Consider the following 18,496-nt stretch of genomic DNA (forward strand, 5'->3'; position numbering starts at 1 on the left):
GTCAGCTCGCTGCGACAGCGGTTAGTTTGATGAATTCATCGTACTGCCTGATGTACTCATCGCCGTCGTAGTTCTCGGAGGCAAAGACCAGCAGAACGGCGCCAGGGGAGTACTGGTATTGCGTACCCCAGATCATGGGGGGAAGGTGCAGGCCGACGCTTGGCGAATCCAGGATGAACTCATCACGACGCGTGCCGTCGTCCGCGAGAACCCGGACGCTGCCCTTGACGCAGATCAGGAACTGATGGCAGATCCGATGCGCGTGTTCGCCACGGGTTTCCTGGCTGGGAACATCGAAAACAAGGAAGTATCGCTTGGGTTCGAAGGGCAGGTCCTTCGAGAACTCACCGACCGAAAGTGCACCTCGGAGGTCCTGATAGCGAGGAAGCCTATGCAGCTTCACGCCCGCGACGGAACTAACTCTAGCTTCGTCCGTAGCTGCCTGCGGTGCAGGATGCTGTGCGCGGCTATCAGTCACATACCCGACGATTCGCGCAGGATTGCCCACGACGATCGCGTTCGGAGGTACCGAGCGGGTGATGACTGCGCCAGCGCCGACCATGGCGCCGCTGCCGATCCGAATGCCGGGCAGGATCGTGGCATTTGCTCCGATGGAGGCGCCAGCCTCCACGAACGTTTCCGGATATGCCTCGGGGTGCTGGCGGGATCGGGGGAACCGGTCATTTGTGAAGGTCGCATTCGGGCCGACGAATACGTCGTTGGCCAGCCTTACACCGTCCCACAGTTGTACGCCGCATTTAACGGTGACGCGGTCGCCGACAACGACATTGCCTTCAACGAAGACGCCATCGCAGATATTGCAGTCCTCACCGATCACGGCTCCGGGCAGGACATGCGCAAAAGCCCAGATTCGGGTGCCTTTGCCGATGCTCTCCGATTCACAAAGTGAATTGGGATGGCAGAAGTAGTTCATCAGTCAAGCTCCGTGAAGGTTTCCAGAGATTGCAGAATGGAAAGAGGGCGTGCCTTGGTGTTCTCGAACGTGCGCCAGGCATAAGCACCCACGACGCCCAGTCCCAACGAGTTCAAGGCACCAAAGAACAGGATGGCCACCATCGTCCCGGCGTAGCCTGGCACAGCAACCAGGCCGGAGATCTTCGCAGCGAGAATAAGAATTGAAAGGCCAACGCCTGCGCCCAGGGACAGCACACCGAGAGCCATGAGCAATCGAATGGGAAGGTCGGTAAACGAGAAGACGCTATCGGACAAGTAGCGCAGTTTCTTCTTGAGCGTCCAGGCGCTCTTTCCGTGTTCACGGCGAAGCCGTCTGTAGGGCACGAACTGGCGTCGCCCCCCCAGCCAGAACAGCTGGGCAAGCAGGCTCGTGTTGCTCTCCTTCAACTGAAGCAGGCGGTCACGCATAGAATCGGTGACGGCGAAGATATCCACGCCTCCCTTCGGAATGTCGGGCATGACAAAGCGTCGATACAGTGCCCAGAATGCCTCCGATGCCAGCTTGGAGAGACCGGGATCATCCCGCGACTCTCTGACCCCCATCGCGATATCCGTGTCACCAACCGCGAGCGCCTTGAAAAGATCAAGCACCAGTTCCGGAGGCTCTTGGAGATCGGCGGCCATCACGGCAATGATGGAGCTCTTGGCATGCTCCAGCCCGACTCGGATGGCCGAGAATGCACCGAAATTTCTGGACAAGGCAATCAGCTGCGAATCAAATCCGGCGGTCGGCAGTTGCTCACGGAGTCGCGCATAGCTTTGATCCGGGCTGCCGTCGACGACGAAAACCGCTTCGAATGGTACCTGTGCGCTCGCTTTGATGGATGCCAGCGCAGCGATGAGCTTGGCGATGGATCCTTCGTTGCCGTACACCGGGACAACGACCGTCAGCGTTGGACTCAGAAGCTGTTGCATGCTTCGATCACGCGGTCAACTTCCACGTCGGTCAGTTCGGGGAAGCAGGGCAGCGTAATCACCTCAGTGCAGTCCCGCTCCGTGACAGGTAGCTCCAGATCCGCGTAGCGCCCGCCATGGCAGGGCTGACGATGGTCTGGAGTCGGGTAGTGGATGTCGGTCTGGATGCCCAGGCTGGCAAGGTGCTGCTGAAGTGCAGTCCGTACCTCACTGCGTACGACGTACAGGTGCGCAACATAGGACGCGCCACTGCTCTGGTTGACCCGAATCTTTGGATTGGTGATGCCAGAACTGTAGCGTTGCGCAACCTCTCGGCGGCGCTCGTTCCACTGATCCAAATGCGGAAGCATCAGCAGCAGCATGCTCGCCTGCATTTCATCCAGCCGGCTGTTGCGACCGCCAGCCAAGCCGTTGGTGTACTTCTGTGTCCAGCCGTACTGACGCAGCATGCGCACGCGCTCGGCCAGGTCGGCGCGGTGGGTAACCACGGCTCCGCCATCGCCCAGTGCGCCGAGATTCTTGGTCGGGTAGAAGCTGAAGCTGGCGATATCGCCGAACGAGCCTGCCAGACCGTTCGCGTTGCGCGCGCCATGGGCTTGGGCGCAGTCTTCCAGCAGGCCCACGCCATGGGCTTTGCACAGCGCCGAAATGGCTTCGACATCTGCCAGTTGGCCGTAGAGGTGGGTGACGATGACGACTTTGATGCCGCCAGCGACCAGCGCAGCTTCCAGCAGCGCCGGATCCATGGTCGCGCTGCCTTCAGCGATGTCGATGAAGACCGGTTCCGCGCCACACGCCAGCACTGCCGATGTGCCGTACATCGCTGCATTGGCGACTACCGCAACCTGGTCCTGTGCCGTTACGCCCAAGGCGCGCAGAGACAGTTCCAGCGCGTCGGTACCGTTGCCAACGCTGATGCAGTGATCCACCCCGCAGTAACTGGCAAAGGCAGATTCGAACGATCGGACATTCGGGCCCAGGACAAAATAGCCACTGCCAACCACCTCGGTCGCCGCCGCCGCGAGTGCATCCTTCAAAGGTTCGATATGACGTGACAGGGAGTTGACTGGAATGGCTTCAGGCGGCATTGGGATTGGATCTGCGTTGGATGGAAGGAATCGTCTGGGGAATCCAGAAGGCGGTGGGCACTGAACGGACCTCTGCCAGCCGGTCAATCGCCGAGGACTCTGGAATTGTACTCACTCTTCGCGGCGGCCCCAATGCAGGCAAGGGACAATTTCTTGTCGGTTGCCATCCGAATGCGAATGGCAACCGTGCAACATCAAAGAGCTGCTTCCAGCTCCGGCAGGATGGCAAACAGATCCCCCACTAGGCCGATATCGGCAATCTCGAAGATCGGCGCATCGCCGTCCTTGTTGATCGCGACGATCGTGCCGGCATCCTTGATGCCGGTCAGGTGCTGGATGGCACCGCTGATACCCACGGCCACATACAGTTCCGGCGCGATGATCTTGCCGGTCTGGCCGACCTGCAGGTCGCTGGGCACGTAGCCGGCATCGACCGCAGCGCGCGAGGCACCGACGGCGGCACCGAGCTTGTCGGCCAGCTGGAAGATGACCTTGAAGTTCTCTTCCGAACCGACGCCGCGGCCGCCGGAGACCACGCGCTTCGCGCTCTGCAGGTCCGGGCGGTCGCTGGCACCGGCGGCGAGGCCGACGAAGCGGGTGTGGGTCGGCAGGGCAGCGTCGACGCTGGCTGCTTCGATGGCGGCGCTGCCGCCCTGGGCGGCTTCCGGCCACGAGGCGGCACGCACGGTGGCGACCACGATCTGCTCGGCCGGGGCTTCCACGGTGATGATCGCGTTGCCGGCGTAGATCGGGCGCTTGAAGGTGTGGCTGCCTTCAACGCTCATCAGGTCGGAGACCTGGTTGACGCCGAGCAGGGCGGCCACGCACGGCATCAGGTCCTTGCCGAAGGTGGTCGACGGGCCGAACACGTGGGTGTAACCCTTGGCCAGCTGTGCGATCTGCGGCGCCAGCACCTGGGCGATGGCCTGCGCGTTGGCGGCGTTGGCCACGGTCAGGACCTTGGCGACGCCGGCAATCTTCGCGGCCTCGGCGGCCACGGCGGCCGGATCGGCGGCCAGCACCAGCACGTCGATGCTGGCACCGCTGATGGCGGCAGCAGCGCTGACGGTCTTGGCGGTGGCGGCGTTGAGCTTGCCGTCGTGGTGCTCGGCGATGACGAGAATCCTGCTCATTACAGCAACCCCTTCTGCTTGAGTGCGGCAACCAGTTCGGCCGCGTCCTTGACCATCACACCCTTGCTGCGCTTGGACGGCGCGGCGTATTGGGTGGTCTTGAAGGTATCGGCGGCTTCAACGCCGAGGTCGGCCAGCTGCAGGGTCTCCAGCGGCTTGGCCTTGGCCTTCATGATGTCCGGCAGCTTGATGAAGCGCGGCTCGTTCAGGCGCAGGTCGGTGGTGACCACGGCCGGCAGATCGACTTCCAGCGTTTCCAGGCCGGCGTCGACTTCACGGGTCACCGTGGCCTTGCCGTCGGCAATGTCCAGCTTGCTGGCGAAGGTCGCCTGCGGACGGCCCCACAGCGTGGCCAGCATCTGGCCGGTCTGGTTGGCGTCGTCGTCAATGGCCTGCTTGCCCAGGATCACCAGGTCCGGCTGCTCCTTCTCGATCAGCTTGAGCAGGGTGCGGGCGGCGGTCAGCGGCTGGATGGCCTGGTCGGTGACCACATGGATGGCGCGATTGGCGCCCATGGCCAGGCCGTTGCGCAGGTGCGCCTGGGCATCGGCCGGAGCAATGGTGGCGACCACGACTTCGCTGGCGATGCCCTTGTCGCGCAGGCGCAGGGCTTCTTCCAGGGCGATTTCATCGAAGGGGTTGGGGGACAGCTTGACGCCGTCGGTGACCACGCCGGAACCGTCCGGCTTGACCTGAATGCGGACGTTGTAGTCCACCACGCGCTTGTACGCGACGAGGATTTTCATCTGGTACGGGGTCCTTCAATAACGGAGAGAACGTCCGGTCCTCGCACAGCAACCGGTTCGGGGGTGGGATCCCGATTCTAGCTGGCTTGAGGGGACCATGCGAATGCGTATGGTTATGCTGCGGTGCGGCATGGTTCGCGTGAATCGAGTGCGCCGTTCACGTCACGCAGGCAGTCGTGAAGACGAACGACATGTATCCTGTGCTGCTGTGCCGGGGTGCTTGATGGCGCCCCTTGGATGAATTTCGATCAGGAGAACAGGTAGTGCCCACATGGCTTGTCACCGGCGGTGCCGGATTCATTGGCGGTAACTTTGTTCTCGAAGCGGTCGCCCGTGGCATCAAGGTCGTCAATCTCGACGCCCTGACCTATGCCGGCAACCTGAAGACCCTGTCCAGCCTGGACGGCAACCCGAACCACCTGTTCGTGCAGGGTGACATCGGCGACAGCGCGCTGGTGTCCCGTCTGTTGGCCGAGCACCAGCCCGATGCGGTGCTGAACTTCGCCGCCGAGAGCCACGTCGACCGTTCCATCGATGGCCCGGGTGCGTTCATCCAGACCAATGTGGTGGGCACCCTGGGCCTGCTGGAAGCGGTGCGCGACTACTGGAAGGCGCTGCCGGCTGAACAGGGCACGGCCTTCCGCTTCCTGCACGTGTCCACCGATGAGGTGTACGGCACCCTGGGCGAGACCGGCAAGTTCAGTGAAACCACCCCGTACGCCCCGAATTCGCCGTACTCGGCGTCGAAGGCGGCCTCGGACCACCTTGTGCGTGCGTTCCACCACACCTACGGGCTGCCGGTGCTGACCACCAACTGCTCCAACAACTATGGCCCGTACCACTTCCCGGAGAAGCTGATCCCGCTGGTGATCGCCAAGGCGCTGGCCGGCGAGCCGCTGCCGGTGTACGGCGACGGCAAGCAGGTGCGTGACTGGCTGTTCGTGTCAGACCATTGCGAAGCGATCCGCACCGTGCTGGCCAAGGGCCAGGTCGGCGAGACCTACAACGTCGGCGGCAATTCGGAAAAGCAGAACATTGAAGTGGTGCAGGCGATCTGCGCACTGCTGGACCAGCGCCGCCCGCGCGCGGACGGCCAGCCGCGCAGCAGCCAGATCACCTACGTCACCGACCGACCCGGCCATGACCGCCGTTATGCGATCGATGCCTCGAAGCTGAAGAACGACCTGGGCTGGGAACCGGCCTACACCTTCGAGCAGGGCATCGCCTTCACCGTTGACTGGTACCTGGAGAACCAGGAATGGGTCAACGGCGTGCTCGACGGCAGCTACCGTCTGCAGCGCATCGGCACCGCGGCCTGAACCCAGGAGACACCATGACCCAGCGCAAGGGCATCATCCTCGCCGGTGGTTCCGGCACCCGTCTGTATCCGATCACCAAGGGCGTCAGCAAGCAGCTGCTGCCGGTGTACGACAAACCGATGATCTATTACCCGCTCAGCGTGTTGATGCTGGCGGGCATCCGTGAAGTGCTCATCATCAATACCCCGCACGAGCAGGCATTGTTCCAGCAGTTGCTGGGCGATGGTTCGCAGTGGGGCATGGACATCCAGTACGCGGTGCAGCCCAGCCCCGATGGCCTGGCCCAGGCTTACCTGATCGGCAAGGACTTCGTGGCCGGCAAGCCGAGCTGCCTGGTACTGGGGGACAACATCTTCCACGGCCACGGCCTGCGCGAAGTGCTCAAGCGCGCCGACGAACGCGTGCACGGCTCGACCGTGTTCGGCTACTGGGTCAATGATCCGGAACGTTACGGCGTGGCCGAGTTCGACCAGAGCGGCAAGGTGATCGACCTGGTGGAGAAACCGGAAAAGCCGCGCTCCAATTATGCGGTGACCGGTCTGTACTTCTATGACGGCAACGCCAGCGATTACGCGGCCGAACTGAAGCCGTCGCCGCGTGGCGAACTGGAGATCACTGATCTCAACAAGCGGTACCTGGCCGAAGGCAACCTGCACCTGGAGGCGCTCGGCCGTGGCTATGCGTGGCTGGATACCGGTACCCACCAGTCGCTGCTGGAAGCATCCAACTTCATCGAGACCATCCAGACCCGCCAGGGCCTGCAGGTCTGTTGCCCGGAAGAAATCGCGTTCGGAAAGGGCTGGATCAGCGCCGAGCAGCTGGAAGCACTGGCTGCACCGCTGATCAAGAATGGCTACGGCCAGTACCTGCACAAGCTCGCTCTGCGTGGAGTCGTTCCTTGAAGGTAATCGAGACAAGCCTGCCCGGATGCAAGATCGTTGAACCTGCCGTGTTCGGTGACGCCCGGGGGTTTTTCTTTGAAACATGGAATGCCGACCGATTCGCGGAAGCGGGCCTGGTCAGCAGCTTCGTACAAAGCAATATGTCCTCTTCAAGCAAGGGCGTCCTACGCGGCATTCACTACCAGTGGCCTCGCCCGCAGGGCAAGTTGATCTCCGTCCTTGAGGGCGAGGTCTACGACGTGGCGGTCGATATCCGCCGCGGCTCGCCTACGTTTGGACGCTGGGAAGCGGTGATCCTCAGTGCCGAAAACAAGCGGCAGTTTTTGATACCCGAGGGTTTCGCCCATGGTTTTGTAGTGCTTTCCGAAACTGCGCTGTTCAACTATCTCTGCACCGATGTGTACTTAAAGGAAGCTGATGCGGCTATTCGTTGGAATGACGCCGATGTCGCAATCGACTGGCCGATCAGCGCACCGACCCTGTCGGCCAAGGACGAGAATGCTCCCTTCCTGAAGGACATTGCCGAGGACCGCCTGCCGGTCTACACCCCATGACGGTTCTGGTGTTCGGCGGCAATGGCCAGGTCGGCCAGGAGCTGCTGCGAGCGCTGGCCCCGCTGGGGCCGGTGGTCGCGACCACCCGCAGTGGTCAGTTGCCTGATGACAGCACGTGCGAGGTGGCCGACTTTGCCCAGCCCGACAGCCTGCCGGCATTGCTGGACCGCGTGCAGCCATCGGTAGTGGTCAATGCGGCGGCTTACACCGCTGTTGATCGCGCCGAACAGGACGTCGATGCCGCCTTTGCTGCCAATGCGCAGGCACCGGGCGTGATCGCGCGCTGGTGTGCGGCACATGGTGTGCCGTTCGTGCATTACTCCACCGATTATGTGTTCGATGGCCAGGGCAGCGCGCCCTACCGCGAGGACGAGCCGACCGCACCACTGGGCGTGTATGGCACCAGCAAGCGCGATGGCGAGGACGCGGTGCGTGCGGCCGGCGGCCGTCATCTGATCTTCCGCACGGCGTGGGTGTATGCCTCGCACGGCGCGAATTTCCTGCGCACCATGCTGCGGGTGGGCGCCGAGCGCGATGCGTTGCGGGTGGTGGCCGACCAGATCGGTACGCCGACGCCGGCGGCGCTGATCGCCAATGTCACCGCGCAGGCGCTGCAGCATCCGGGCCAGCTGTCCGGGACCTGGCACCTGACCGCCAGCGGCCAGACCAGCTGGTATGGCTTTGCCGAGGCGATCTTCGCCGAAGCGTTGGTCACTGGCGTGTTGGCCAAGGTGCCGACGGTCGAGGCGATTCCCAGTTCCGAGTACCCGACCCCGGCCAAGCGCCCGGCCTGGTCGGTGCTGGACAACCGCAAGCTGCAGCAGGATTTCGGCATCGTGCTGCCGGCTTGGCAGGACGGCCTGAAGCGGGTGATGGCGGAGATTGCCTGACCCGGCAGGTGACGTGCCGACCAACGGTCGGCACCCACCCCGACCAGCGGTCGGCATGCACCCCGACCAGCGGTCGGCATGCACCAGCGGGTTCCGGGTCAGCTGCGCCCGTAGGTATCCTCGAACCGCACGATGTCGTCCTCACCCAGATAGCTGCCGGACTGCACTTCGATCAGTTCCAGCGGCAGCTTGCCGGGGTTGCGCAGGCGATGGGTCACGCCCAGCGGAATGTAGGTGCTCTGGTTCTCGCTGAGCAGGATCACCTCGTCACCACGGGTGACTTCAGCGGTGCCGCTGACCACGATCCAGTGCTCGGCGCGATGGTGGTGCATCTGCAGGCTCAGCGTGCCGCCGGGCTTGACCGTGATCCGCTTGACCTGGAAGCGCTCGCCGTTGTCGATCGAATCGTAGGCACCCCACGGGCGATAGACCTTGCGGTGCCAGGTGGCCTCGCTGCGGCCCTCGGCCTTGAGCTGCGCGACCACCGTCTTGACGTCCTGCATGCGGTCGGCCTTGCCGACCAGCACGGCATCATCGGTTTCCACCACCACCACATCGTCCAGCCCGACCAGCGCCACCAGGCGCTGTGCGTAAGCATAGGTGTTGCGGCAGTCAATGGCGATCACGTCGCCCTGGTGCGCATTGCCATCGCCGTCCTGCTGCGAGACATCGCGCAGCGCGGTCCACGAGCCGACATCGTTCCAGCCGGCATCCAGTGGAATCACCACGGCATCGGCGGTCTTCTCCATCACTGCATAGTCGATGGAATCGGACGGAACGGCGGTGAAGGCGTCCTTGTCCAGGCGGGTGAAATCGGCATCGCGACGTGCCTGCTGCCAAGCCTGGCGGCTGCCAGCGAGCATGGCGGGCTGGAAGCGTTCCAGCTCCTGCAGGTAGCGCGAGGCCTTGAACAGGAACATGCCACTGTTCCAGTAGTACTGGCCGCTGCTGACGTAGCCGGTGGCGGTGTCCAGGTCGGGTTTCTCGACGAAGCGCTCGACCGCGCGCAGGCCCTGGCCATCGGCGGCCTTGATGTAGCCGTAGCCGGTTTCCGGGCCGGTCGGCACGATGCCGAAGGTGACCAGCTTGCCGGCTTCGGCGGCGGCGGCGGCGGCCTGCACGGCGCTGCGGAACGCGGTCTCGTTGGTGATCACATGATCGGAGGGCAGCACCAGCAGCAGGGCGTCGGCGCCCTCGCGGGTGGCTTCCAGCGCGGCCACCGCGATCGCCGGGGCCGTGTTGCGGCCGACCGGCTCAAGGATGATCGCGGCCGGCTCGGCGCCAACCTGCTGCAGCTGCTCGGCGGCGACGAAACGGTGCTCTTCGTTGGCGATCACCAGCGGCCCACGCGCGGCGATCGGCGCGACGCGCTTCCAGGTGGCCTGCAGCATCGTCAGCTCGCCCGCCAAGGGCAGGAACTGCTTCGGATACGCCTCGCGCGAAAGCGGCCACAGGCGGGTACCGGATCCACCGGACAGGATGACGGGCTGGATGCTGCTCATGCGTTCCTCGGTTACTGCTGGATGAGGCGGGAAATGTCGTCGGTGCGCGCCTGCATCAGCGCGGCGTCGCCCCGGGCTTCAACATTCAGGCGCAACAGCGGCTCGGTGTTGGAGCTGCGCAGGTTGAAGCGCCAGTCGCCGAAGTCGGCGCTGATGCCGTCGGTGTGATCCAGCGTGGGCGACTGCGCCGCGAAATGCTCCATCACGCGCGCGACGGCGGCCTTGGCATCGGCAACCTTGAAGTTGATCTCGCCACTGCACGGATAGGCGGCCATGCGGTCTTCGACCCAGTCGGCCAGCGAGCGCCCGCTTTCGGAGACCAGCTGGGCGATCAGCAACCACGGGATCATGCCGGAGTCTGCATAGGCGAACTCGCGGAAGTAGTGGTGGGCGCTCATCTCGCCGCCGTACACCGCGTCTTCGGCGCGCATCTTTTCCTTGATGAAGGCGTGGCCGCTCTTGCACTGCACCGGCACACCGCCGGCCTGCTCGACCATGTCCACGGTGTTCCAGACCAGGCGCGGGTCATGCACGATCTTGCCACCCGGGTTGCGTGCCAGGATCGCCTTGGCCAGCAGGCCGACCAGGTAGTAGCCCTCGATGAAGCGGCCGGTATGGTCGAAGAAGAAGCAACGGTCGAAGTCACCATCCCAGGCAATGCCGAAATCGGCGCCGTGTTCGCGCACCGCGTCGGCGGTGGCGGCGCGGTTTTCCGGCAGCAGCGGATTGGGAATGCCGTTGGGGAAGCTGCCGTCCGGCTCGTGGCAGATGCGGATGAACTCGAACGGCAGGTGCGGTGCGAGCAGATCGACGATGGCACCGGCGCCACCGTTGCCGGCGTTGACCACCAGCTTCAGCGGCCGCAGCTTGCCGGCATCGACATAGCTCAGCAGGTGCTGGATGTACGCGCTCTTGTCATGCTGGGCGCTCTGCCCGGCACGCGGCGGTTGCGCCTCGGACGTATCGGCGGCGACCGCATCGGAAATCGCGAACAGGCCGGTATCGGAGCTGATCGGGCGCGCGTTCTCCTTGACCAGCTTCATGCCGTTGTAGTCCATCGGGTTGTGGCTGGCGGTGACCATCACGCCGCCGGCCGCGCCCAGGTGATCGGTCTGGAAATAGACCTCTTCCGTACCGCACAGGCCGATGTCGATCACCTCGCGCCCGGTACCGCGCAGGCCTGCGGCCAATGCGTCCTGCAGCGCGGGGCTGGTCAGGCGCACGTCGTGGCCGAGTACCACCGGGCCCGGCGCAAGCTGTGCCGCCAGCGCCACGCCGATGCGGCGCGCCAGGTCTTCGTTCAGTTCTTCCGGCACGCGGCCGCGGATGTCATAGGCCTTGAAGGCGGGCAGGGGCATCGATCGGATCCTGGATGAGGTCAGCGCCGTAGTTTACGACCATGAATGTGTGGGAACCGTTTTCCGGAAACGGCGCCCCGGCAACAGTCATCGGAACGACAGGTACTTGTGGCCAAAGTAGCTGGACACCACCGGCACCGCCACGCCCACCACGTGGGCGATTTCCAGGCGCAGCACGTCAACGCCCAGCCATGGCAGCAGGTGGTAGGCCAGCACGGTGGAGACCAGCCAGGTCTGCGCCACCGCAAACAGGTTGACCAGCACGAAGTAGAACGCCGAGTGGTGCAGGGGGCGGGTGCTGCCGGAAAACACCAGCCAGCGGGTCAGCACGAAGGCGGTGACCATGCCGGTGATGTAGGCGGCGATGATCGCCGGGTGTGAACGACATCCAGTGGCTGTACAGCATCCGCGACAGGATGTTGGCCAGCGCAGCGATGCCGCCGGCCAGCAGGAACAGCAGGAACGGGCGGGACAGGGTCACGCCACCGCCTCGCGGGCCATGGCACGCCCGAAGCCGATGCTCTCGGAGATGCCGCGGTCTTCGGGATAGTAGTGCGAGGTATCGGCCACCCACAGCCCTTCCACCGGCAGCCGGCGCGGCGGCAGCCGGTCCAGGAAGCCCGGTTCGCAGATCGGCTGCGCGTGGCGGTAACGGCTGACTCGTACGTCGATGAAGTCGTCCGCGCCCAGCTGCGGATTGATCATGCACAGGTAGCGACGCACCTTGTCAGCGAACACGTCGTCGCTGTCGCCATAACGCTCGTACTCGCCGGGCATGTAGAACGGCACGTAGACGATATGCGCGTCCATCGGGCGCAGGTTGGTGTATTCGACGATGCCGGGGATGTCCATGTCCGGGTCGTTGGTGTTGACCCAGAAATTGGCCGAGACCGGCCTGCGCAGCTTGGCGATCACGCAGACCACTGCGATGTTGTTCAGCGCGCGGAACTTCGCCAGGATGGTGTCGGGCAGGTCCGGGGCCAGGCGTGGGACGAACGGCAGCGGTACGGTGGAAATGACCTTGTCGAAGGCCAGGTGCTCGCCGCCGACCTGGACGCCGCGCACGCGGCCTTCCTCGATCACGATGCGTTGCACCGGGCTGGACAGCCGCACCTCGCCGCCATGGCGCTGGATGTCGGCATGCAGGGCATCGAGCAGGGTAGATGAACCGCCTTCCAGATACCCCAGCTTTTCGCGCATCAGGCTGTAGCGTGAGCGGCCGATGCGCCGGATCCGGCTCCAGATCCAGGCCGCGGACAGGTTGCCGGCATAGTCGTAGAACTTGTAGTCGAACAGGCGACGCCACAGCGATTCATAGGCTTCGGCACCGACCCAGCGGCGGATCCAGGACGAGGCTTCAACGTGGTCCAGCGGGCGCCAGTCGTTGCGACGCGTGCACAGGAAGGCATGCAGTCCGTAACGGATCTTGGCCATCAGCCCCAGGCCCTTGAAGCGGAGCAGGGCGATCGGGTTGCCCCAGGCCTGCAGGCGCTTGCCGAACCAGTAGCCCATGCGGGTCTCGGTCCAGCGCATGCGCGCGCCCAGCCCCAGCTCGTCGAGCACGGTCAGGAAATCGTGGTCGGAAGTGCAGTGGAAGTGGTAGTAGCGTTCGATCGGCATGCCGCCGAAGTCGAAGCTCGCCGTCATCCCGCCGACGCGGTCATCGGCTTCGAACACCACGGGCTGATGGCCGTCGCGGGCCAGCTGGTAAGCCACGGCGAGGCCCATCGGGCCCGCGCCGAGAACGGCGATGCGCTCGCTCATGATCAGAACTCCAGGGCGATGTCGCCGTACTCGGGGTCGTTGAAGGTGGCGTCGATGGCCTGTGCAAAGGGCGTCGGCCGCACATCGAAGATGGAAGGCCAGTCGATGACTTCGAACTCGTCATGGGCCACCAGTGCCTGCAGCTGCGCAGCGGTGAACGGCGGGTCGCGGTCGAACAGCGCCCAGGTCCTCAGCAGCAGGTGGAACAGGCGGTACGGGATGTGCAGCAGCACGGTGCGCGCACGCGTGCTGCGCTTGATCTGGCGGATGATGTCGACGTAGTCCACCTTCTCCAGGCCGGTGATGTTGTAGCGCTGGCCGGCAATCCGCGAACGCAGGCAGCTGGCGATGATGGTGGCGAAGTCGCCGGCATACAGCGGCTGGCGCATGTAGCGTCCATCGCCGGGTATCGGGAATACCGGAACCTTGCGCATGAAGCGCGACAGCCAGCCCAGGTGCTTGCGGTCGAACCAGCCGAACATCAGGGTCGGGCGCAGGATGACCACAGGGATGCCGCGCGCGGCGACCCGGTGCTCCTGCTCGCGCTTGGTGCGGGTGTAGTCGTCGTCGGCCGCCGAACAGACCACCGAGGAGCTGATGTGCACCGTGTAGGGCACGGCGTGGCGCTCGATGGCATCGAGGATGAGGTCGGTGGCAGTGATGTTGTTGCGCACGAACGGCACGGGATCGGTGCCGCCGATCTGCGCCTGCAGCATCACTACGGCGTTGGCCTCGGCGAAATGGCGCTCCCAGGCGCCCGGCTCCGCCAGGTCGGCGTGTTCGGTCACCACGTCCGGATGCATGCGTGCCAGTACGTCGAGATTGGCGGCGTGCTTGTCGATCACCACCAGCCGGCGGTAGCCCTGGCGCTTGAGGATGGCGACCAGGTTCTGGCCGACCAGGCCGGCACCACCGGGAATGATGATCTTCTGCTCCAGCACCGAGTCCGTTGCAGTGTTCACAGCGCGATCCTGTTGAAGAGGGCCTGCGGCAGCAGGCGGATCACCGTCATGATCAACCGCCAGAAGCCCGGGGCATACAGCACCGGGGTGCTGCGACCAATGCCGGCGACGATGCGGCGCGCGACCTGGTCCGGCGTCGCCCACAACGGGCCCTTGCGCAGGTGGGCCGTCATCGGCGTGTCGACGAAGCCGGGGCGGATGTCGACCACCGCCACGCCCTGCTTGGCCAGGCGCTGGCGCAGGCCACTGAGGAAGGTGCTGACCGCAGCCTTGGCGGCGCCGTAGACGTAGTTGCTCTGGCGGCCGCGGTCGCCGGCCACCGAGGTGATCACCGCCAGCGCGCCGCTGCCCGCGTCGGCCAGGCGATTGGCCACGGGCCCCAGCAGGGCCAGGGTCGAGGTGCCATTGGTGGCGAACTCGGCCATGCAGGTCGCCACCGAGGCCTCGCAGGCTGCCTGGTCGGGTAGCGTGCCATGCGCGACCAGCACCACATCCACCCGTCCCAGCGCCTGCCAGGCTTGCGCCAGCAGATCGGCATGGGCGGCCAGGTCGTTGATGTCCATGGAATGGGTGTGCGTGGCGCGCGCACCGCGCACGCGCAGGTCGTCGGCGATGGTGGCCAGCCGGTCGGCGCGGCGCCCGACCAGGAACAGCGATGCGCCGCGTGCGGCGTAGCGCCGGGCGACGGCTTCGGCAATCGCGGACGTGGCGCCGACGATGAGGACGTTCTGCATGCTTACTCCGTCACCCGGCGCCAGAAGCCGGACGAGAAACGTGGATCGATGAATCGGCTAAAGTCCTGCCAGCGTGGGTACGCCTGCTGGAACGAGGTGGCGGTCATCCGCGCATCCTTGGCCGGGTACTGGGCACCGCCGGCGGCATCGACGATCTGGTCGAGGCGCCGCAGCAGGGCCCACAGCGCCTCGCCGGTGTTGGGGAAATCCAGGGCCAGCGTGGTGCCCGGGCGCGGAAAGGACAGCATGCCAAAGGATGGCCGCGCGCCGAACTGCTTGAGCACCGCCAGGAACGAACCCTGGCCACTGCGGGCGATTTCCCGCAGCAGCGCGGGAATTCCGTCCGCGGCCGCGTGCGGTGGCAGCACACACTGGTACTGCACGAAGCCGGCCGGACCATACATCCGGTTCCACTCGCTGATGCCATCGAGCGGATAGAAAAAGGGCAGCAGGTGCGAGGCGTAGCGCCGGCGGCGCGCAGGCTGGCGCCAGTAGTAGAGCGTATTGAACGGGCGCAGGGTCAGCCGGTTGACCAGCGAAACCGGCGGCGTCAGTGGCATCGCCCACTGCCTGCGGGCGGCGGCAGGACGCTCGTCGGCCGGCTGCACGGCATGGTTGGCGCGGGTGAAATGGCCGCGGCCGAGGGCGCGGCCACGCGCCAGGCAGTCGATCCAGGCCACGCTGTACTCGTGGCTTTCGCTGCTGTCCTGCGACAGTGCGAAGAAGTCGGCCAGGCTGGAGAACCGGATGTTCTCCACTTCCAGGCTGCTGCCCGGCACGCGGCGCAGCTGCAGTTCGGCATGCGTGACCAGCCCGGTCAGGCCAAGCCCACCAAGGGTGGCTTCAAACCAGCCGTCGTCATCACCAGGACGGCATACGCGGCGTTCGCCATTGCTGCGCAGCAGCTCGAAGGACAGCACGTGGTGGCCGAAGCTGCCGGCCAGGTGGTGATTCTTGCCATGGACATCATTGCCGATCGCGCCGCCCACGGTGACATGGCGCGTACCCGGGGTAACCGGCAGGAACCAGCCCTGCGGCAGCACCCTGGCGATGATCTCGCCCAGGGTGACGCCGGCTTCGCAGTGCAGTCGCCCGCTGGCCGGATCGAAGGCGATGAAGCGGTCCAGGCCGCGGCAGTCGAGCAGGGTGGCGCCCGGATTCTGGCAGCTGTCGCCATAGCTGCGTCCATTGCCATGCGGAAGGGCGCTGCCCTCGAAGGCCGGCAGCCCGGCAAGCCGATCGTGCACCCTGACCAGCGATTGCGGCGCGCGCGGATACCGTCCCCAGGAGTGCGCGCCGGCCCGCATCAGATCGCCACCAGTGCAAACCCGGCGCACAGCACGGCCACCACCTGGCTGGCCCGATCCGTGGCGGCGAACACGATCGGGTCATCGTGCATGTTGCCGCGATGAGCGATCACCCAGGCACGGCTGACCCAGTACAGCAGGACCGGGCAGATGAACCACAGCAGCTTCGGGTTGCGGTACAGCTCCACGCTGTCGGGGCTGTTGATGTACAGCGCCATCACCAGCACGGCGCTGTAGCCGGCGGCAGCGCCCAGTGACTGCAGCAGCGGCAGGTCTTCCACGCCGTAGCCACGGCCGTTGGCGCGGGTCTTGCCGCGCGCCAGCACCGCGTGCAGTTCGGTATAGCGCTTGAGCAGGGCCAGCGAGAGGAAGATGAACATGCTGAAGGCCAGCAGCCAGAACGACAGTTCCGCCCCGATGGCCACCGTGCCGCCGATGATGCGCAAGGTGTAGAGGCTGGCCAGCAGCACCACGTCGAGCATGACGATGCGCTTCAGGCGCAGCGAGTAGGCCAGGGTCAGCACGTAGTAGCCCAGCAGCACGGCGGCGAATGCCGGGCTGCAGGCCAGTGCCACGGCCAGCCCGCACAGCGTCAGCAGTGGGCCTGCGACCAGACCGTGCAACAGCGGCAAGCGGCCAGCGGCAAAGGGGCGGTGGCGCTTGCGCGGATGGCGGCGATCTGCATCAAGGTCGAGCAGGTCGTTGAGCAGATAGACGCCGGAGGCACACAGGCTGAAGGCCGCGAAGGCGAGCAGGGCATCGGCCACCGCCGGTGCTTCCAGGAAGCGGTGGGCCGTCAACAGGGGTACGAACACCAGCAGGTTCTTCAGCCACTGGTGCGGACGCAGCGCCTTCATCCATGCCTGCAGCCTGGACGGCCCAGGCCAATGCCCCAGCACCTGCGTGCGTTGTGCGGCGGTGGCAGCCAGTGCGCTGCCATTGTTGACCACCCAGGCGCCTGCGGCGCGCGCCCAGACCGCCAGGTCGACCGTGCCGTTGCCGGCGTAGTCGAAACCGCGCTCGCCGAATGCATCCACCAGGGCCTGCGCCTTGTGCGTGCCGGACAGGTTGCGCTGGCCATCGCTGGCGATGACCTGTTCAAACAGGCCCAGATGTGCGGCGATCGGCGCGACCAACAGCTGGTCCGAGGCCGTGCACAGCACCCGCGGACGCTGCGGCGTGTCGCGCAGCAGTTCCAGTACCTTCGGGTTGTAGGGCAGGTGGCGTGGATCGACGGTGGCGCGTGCGGCGATCTGCCGCTTCAGTGCGGCCTTGCCCTGCAGCAGCCAGAACGGCAGAAGGAACAGGTACAGCGGATTGCGCGCCAACAGCACCAGCAGTGATTCATACAGGAGGTCCGTGTCCAGCAGCGTGCCATCCAGGTCCACGCACAGGGCGCGGTCATGGGCTGCAGGAGAGGGGGCAGGAGGCGCTGGGGGCATCGTTCGCGGGCTGACGCGGCGGGATCGTCCATTGTATCCGCGTTGGGGCATGGGCCAGAAAGCGGCATCCCCGCCCCGGGCCGCTGCACCATCGCGGTTTGCTGCGCCGCAAACCCGTCGGATGCAGGCCTGCGGCTAGAATGCGCTTATCCATTCGCAGGGTACTACAGCAATGCAGCAATCGACTTCCGGCGGAAAGCGCGGCAAGCGCTTCGCCAGTGCGGCGGAGGCCCTGCAGGGGGTGGTCGCCGATGGCCAGACCCTGGCCGTGGGCGGCTTTGGCCTGTGTGGCATTCCCGAGGCGCTGATCGCTGCGCTGCGCGACAGCGGCGTCAAGGGCCTGACCGTGATCTCCAACAATGCCGGCGTCGATGGCTTCGGCCTCGGCCAGCTGCTGGAAACGCGGCAGATCAAGAAGATGATTTCGTCCTACGTGGGCGAGAACAAGGAATTCGAGCGGCAGTTCCTGGCCGGCGAGCTGGAACTGGAGTTCAACCCGCAGGGCACCCTGGCCGAGCGCCTGCGCGCCGGCGGTGCCGGTATCCCGGCGTTCTTCACCGCCACCGGCTACGGCACGGTGGTGGCCGAGGGCAAGGAAACCCGCGAGTTCGATGGCAAGCACTACGTGATGGAAACCGCACTGCGCGCCGACGTCGCGCTGGTCAAGGCCTGGAAGGCCGACGAGGCCGGCAACCTGGTGTTCCGCAAGACCGCACGCAACTTCAACCCGGCCTGCGCGATGGCCGGCAAGGTCTGCATCGTGGAAGTGGAAGAGGTGGTGCCGGTCGGCGCCATCGATCCGGACCAGGTGCACCTGCCGGGCATCTATGTGCACCGCATCGTGCACAACGCGCATCCTGAAAAGCGAATCGAGCAGCGCACCATCCGCGCGGAGGGCAACTGAC

General features: G+C 65.3%; 18 protein-coding genes. 5 read left to right on the top strand and 13 right to left on the bottom strand.

Annotation, left to right across the window (positions count from 1 at the left end; translation table 11 throughout):
• Position 1: 1 nt before the first annotated feature.
• From AB1281_RS22910 to AB1281_RS22930, 5 genes are all read right to left on the bottom strand, one after another.
• A complete protein-coding gene (locus AB1281_RS22910; protein ID WP_430344766.1) occupies positions 2 to 934 on the bottom strand; it encodes a WxcM-like domain-containing protein in 933 nt (310 codons plus the stop codon).
• Positions 934 to 1,890 carry a glycosyltransferase family 2 protein gene (locus AB1281_RS22915; protein WP_430344767.1) on the bottom strand — a complete coding sequence of 319 codons (957 nt, stop codon included), beginning with the start codon at positions 1,888 to 1,890 and terminating at the stop codon, positions 934 to 936. Before AB1281_RS22915 ends, AB1281_RS22910 begins: the two co-directional genes overlap by 1 nt.
• Positions 1,875 to 2,978 carry a DegT/DnrJ/EryC1/StrS family aminotransferase gene (locus AB1281_RS22920; RefSeq protein ID WP_430344768.1) on the bottom strand — a complete coding sequence of 368 codons (1,104 nt, stop codon included), beginning with the start codon at positions 2,976 to 2,978 and terminating at the stop codon, positions 1,875 to 1,877. The genes AB1281_RS22915 and AB1281_RS22920 overlap by 16 nt, the downstream gene beginning before the upstream one ends.
• Before the next feature lie 194 nt (positions 2,979 to 3,172).
• Positions 3,173 to 4,111 carry an electron transfer flavoprotein subunit alpha/FixB family protein gene (locus tag AB1281_RS22925; protein ID WP_430344769.1) on the bottom strand — a complete coding sequence of 313 codons (939 nt, stop codon included), beginning with the start codon at positions 4,109 to 4,111 and terminating at the stop codon, positions 3,173 to 3,175.
• Complete coding sequence (locus AB1281_RS22930; protein ID WP_005415186.1) at positions 4,111 to 4,857, bottom strand: electron transfer flavoprotein subunit beta/FixA family protein; 747 nt, start codon at positions 4,855 to 4,857, stop codon at positions 4,111 to 4,113. Before AB1281_RS22930 ends, AB1281_RS22925 begins: the two co-directional genes overlap by 1 nt.
• A gap of 263 nt (positions 4,858 to 5,120) precedes the next feature.
• Here AB1281_RS22930 and rfbB point away from each other — a divergent pair, with 263 nt between their 5' ends.
• Genes rfbB through rfbD form a run of 4 tightly spaced genes read left to right on the top strand, consistent with a single transcriptional unit; the run spans position 5,121 to position 8,522 of the window.
• Positions 5,121 to 6,176, top strand: coding sequence for a dTDP-glucose 4,6-dehydratase (gene rfbB / locus AB1281_RS22935; protein ID WP_430344770.1), 1,056 nt, complete (start codon positions 5,121 to 5,123; stop codon positions 6,174 to 6,176).
• A gap of 14 nt (positions 6,177 to 6,190) precedes the next feature.
• Complete coding sequence (gene rfbA / locus AB1281_RS22940) at positions 6,191 to 7,078, top strand: glucose-1-phosphate thymidylyltransferase RfbA (protein WP_430344771.1); 888 nt, start codon at positions 6,191 to 6,193, stop codon at positions 7,076 to 7,078.
• Positions 7,075 to 7,632: a dTDP-4-dehydrorhamnose 3,5-epimerase gene (rfbC, locus tag AB1281_RS22945; RefSeq protein ID WP_430344772.1), complete on the top strand. Its 558-nt coding sequence runs from the start codon at positions 7,075 to 7,077 to the stop codon at positions 7,630 to 7,632. The genes rfbA and rfbC overlap by 4 nt, the downstream gene beginning before the upstream one ends.
• Positions 7,629 to 8,522, top strand: a complete 894-nt coding sequence (rfbD, locus tag AB1281_RS22950) for a dTDP-4-dehydrorhamnose reductase (RefSeq protein ID WP_430344773.1) — start codon at positions 7,629 to 7,631, stop codon at positions 8,520 to 8,522. Before rfbC ends, rfbD begins: the two co-directional genes overlap by 4 nt.
• Positions 8,523 to 8,620: 98 nt before the next feature.
• On the opposite strand, the gene AB1281_RS22955 is transcribed toward rfbD, so the two are convergent.
• From AB1281_RS22955 to AB1281_RS22990, 8 genes are all read right to left on the bottom strand, one after another.
• Positions 8,621 to 10,024, bottom strand: a complete 1,404-nt coding sequence (locus AB1281_RS22955; protein ID WP_430344774.1) for a mannose-1-phosphate guanylyltransferase/mannose-6-phosphate isomerase — start codon at positions 10,022 to 10,024, stop codon at positions 8,621 to 8,623.
• Positions 10,025 to 10,035: 11 nt separating this feature from the next.
• A complete protein-coding gene (locus AB1281_RS22960; protein WP_430344775.1) occupies positions 10,036 to 11,382 on the bottom strand; it encodes a phosphomannomutase in 1,347 nt (448 codons plus the stop codon).
• An 87-nt stretch (positions 11,383 to 11,469) separates the two neighbouring features.
• Entirely contained in the window at positions 11,470 to 11,727 is a 258-nt protein-coding gene (locus AB1281_RS22965) for a hypothetical protein (RefSeq protein ID WP_430347142.1), read from the bottom strand.
• 132 nt (positions 11,728 to 11,859) lie between these two features.
• Positions 11,860 to 13,146 (bottom strand): NAD(P)/FAD-dependent oxidoreductase, encoded by a 1,287-nt coding sequence (locus AB1281_RS22970; RefSeq protein ID WP_430344776.1) that lies wholly within the window; start codon positions 13,144 to 13,146, stop codon positions 11,860 to 11,862.
• 2 nt (positions 13,147 to 13,148) lie between these two features.
• Complete coding sequence (locus tag AB1281_RS22975) at positions 13,149 to 14,108, bottom strand: NAD-dependent epimerase/dehydratase family protein (protein WP_430344777.1); 960 nt, start codon at positions 14,106 to 14,108, stop codon at positions 13,149 to 13,151.
• A complete protein-coding gene (locus AB1281_RS22980) occupies positions 14,105 to 14,842 on the bottom strand; it encodes an SDR family oxidoreductase (RefSeq protein ID WP_430344778.1) in 738 nt (245 codons plus the stop codon). The genes AB1281_RS22975 and AB1281_RS22980 overlap by 4 nt, the downstream gene beginning before the upstream one ends.
• 2 nt (positions 14,843 to 14,844) lie before the next feature.
• Positions 14,845 to 16,149 (bottom strand): FAD-binding oxidoreductase, encoded by a 1,305-nt coding sequence (locus AB1281_RS22985; RefSeq protein WP_430344779.1) that lies wholly within the window; start codon positions 16,147 to 16,149, stop codon positions 14,845 to 14,847.
• Positions 16,149 to 17,537 carry a UbiA family prenyltransferase gene (locus AB1281_RS22990; protein ID WP_430344785.1) on the bottom strand — a complete coding sequence of 463 codons (1,389 nt, stop codon included), beginning with the start codon at positions 17,535 to 17,537 and terminating at the stop codon, positions 16,149 to 16,151. Before AB1281_RS22990 ends, AB1281_RS22985 begins: the two co-directional genes overlap by 1 nt.
• Positions 17,538 to 17,763: 226 nt before the next feature.
• On the opposite strand from AB1281_RS22990, the gene AB1281_RS22995 reads away from it, so the two are divergent.
• Positions 17,764 to 18,495, top strand: a complete 732-nt coding sequence (locus AB1281_RS22995) for a CoA transferase subunit A (RefSeq protein ID WP_049465322.1) — start codon at positions 17,764 to 17,766, stop codon at positions 18,493 to 18,495.
• The last annotated feature ends 1 nt before the right edge of the window (position 18,496 follow it).

The sequence above is a fragment of the Stenotrophomonas sp. NRRL B-14846 genome (assembly GCF_050473585.1).
Lineage (GTDB): Bacteria > Pseudomonadota > Gammaproteobacteria > Xanthomonadales > Xanthomonadaceae > Stenotrophomonas.

Bases quoted from the DNA above. Each gene is read 5' to 3' on its own strand.
- AB1281_RS22910 (WP_430344766.1), bottom strand. From the start codon at position 934: ATGAACTACTTCTGCCATCCCAATTCACTTTGTGAATCGGAGAGCATC.
- AB1281_RS22915 (WP_430344767.1), bottom strand. From the start codon at position 1,890: ATGCAACAGCTTCTGAGTCCAACGCTGACGGTCGTTGTCCCGGTGTAC.
- AB1281_RS22920 (WP_430344768.1), bottom strand. From the start codon at position 2,978: ATGCCGCCTGAAGCCATTCCAGTCAACTCCCTGTCACGTCATATCGAA.
- AB1281_RS22925 (WP_430344769.1), bottom strand. From the start codon at position 4,111: ATGAGCAGGATTCTCGTCATCGCCGAGCACCACGACGGCAAGCTCAAC.
- AB1281_RS22930 (WP_005415186.1), bottom strand. From the start codon at position 4,857: ATGAAAATCCTCGTCGCGTACAAGCGCGTGGTGGACTACAACGTCCGC.
- rfbA (WP_430344771.1), top strand. From the start codon at position 6,191: ATGACCCAGCGCAAGGGCATCATCCTCGCCGGTGGTTCCGGCACCCGT.
- rfbD (WP_430344773.1), top strand. From the start codon at position 7,629: ATGACGGTTCTGGTGTTCGGCGGCAATGGCCAGGTCGGCCAGGAGCTG.
- AB1281_RS22955 (WP_430344774.1), bottom strand. From the start codon at position 10,024: ATGAGCAGCATCCAGCCCGTCATCCTGTCCGGTGGATCCGGTACCCGC.
- AB1281_RS22960 (WP_430344775.1), bottom strand. From the start codon at position 11,382: ATGCCCCTGCCCGCCTTCAAGGCCTATGACATCCGCGGCCGCGTGCCG.
- AB1281_RS22965 (WP_430347142.1), bottom strand. From the start codon at position 11,727: ATGGTCACCGCCTTCGTGCTGACCCGCTGGCTGGTGTTTTCCGGCAGC.
- AB1281_RS22970 (WP_430344776.1), bottom strand. From the start codon at position 13,146: ATGAGCGAGCGCATCGCCGTTCTCGGCGCGGGCCCGATGGGCCTCGCC.
- AB1281_RS22980 (WP_430344778.1), bottom strand. From the start codon at position 14,842: ATGCAGAACGTCCTCATCGTCGGCGCCACGTCCGCGATTGCCGAAGCC.
- AB1281_RS22985 (WP_430344779.1), bottom strand. From the start codon at position 16,149: ATGCGGGCCGGCGCGCACTCCTGGGGACGGTATCCGCGCGCGCCGCAA.
- AB1281_RS22995 (WP_049465322.1), top strand. From the start codon at position 17,764: ATGCAGCAATCGACTTCCGGCGGAAAGCGCGGCAAGCGCTTCGCCAGT.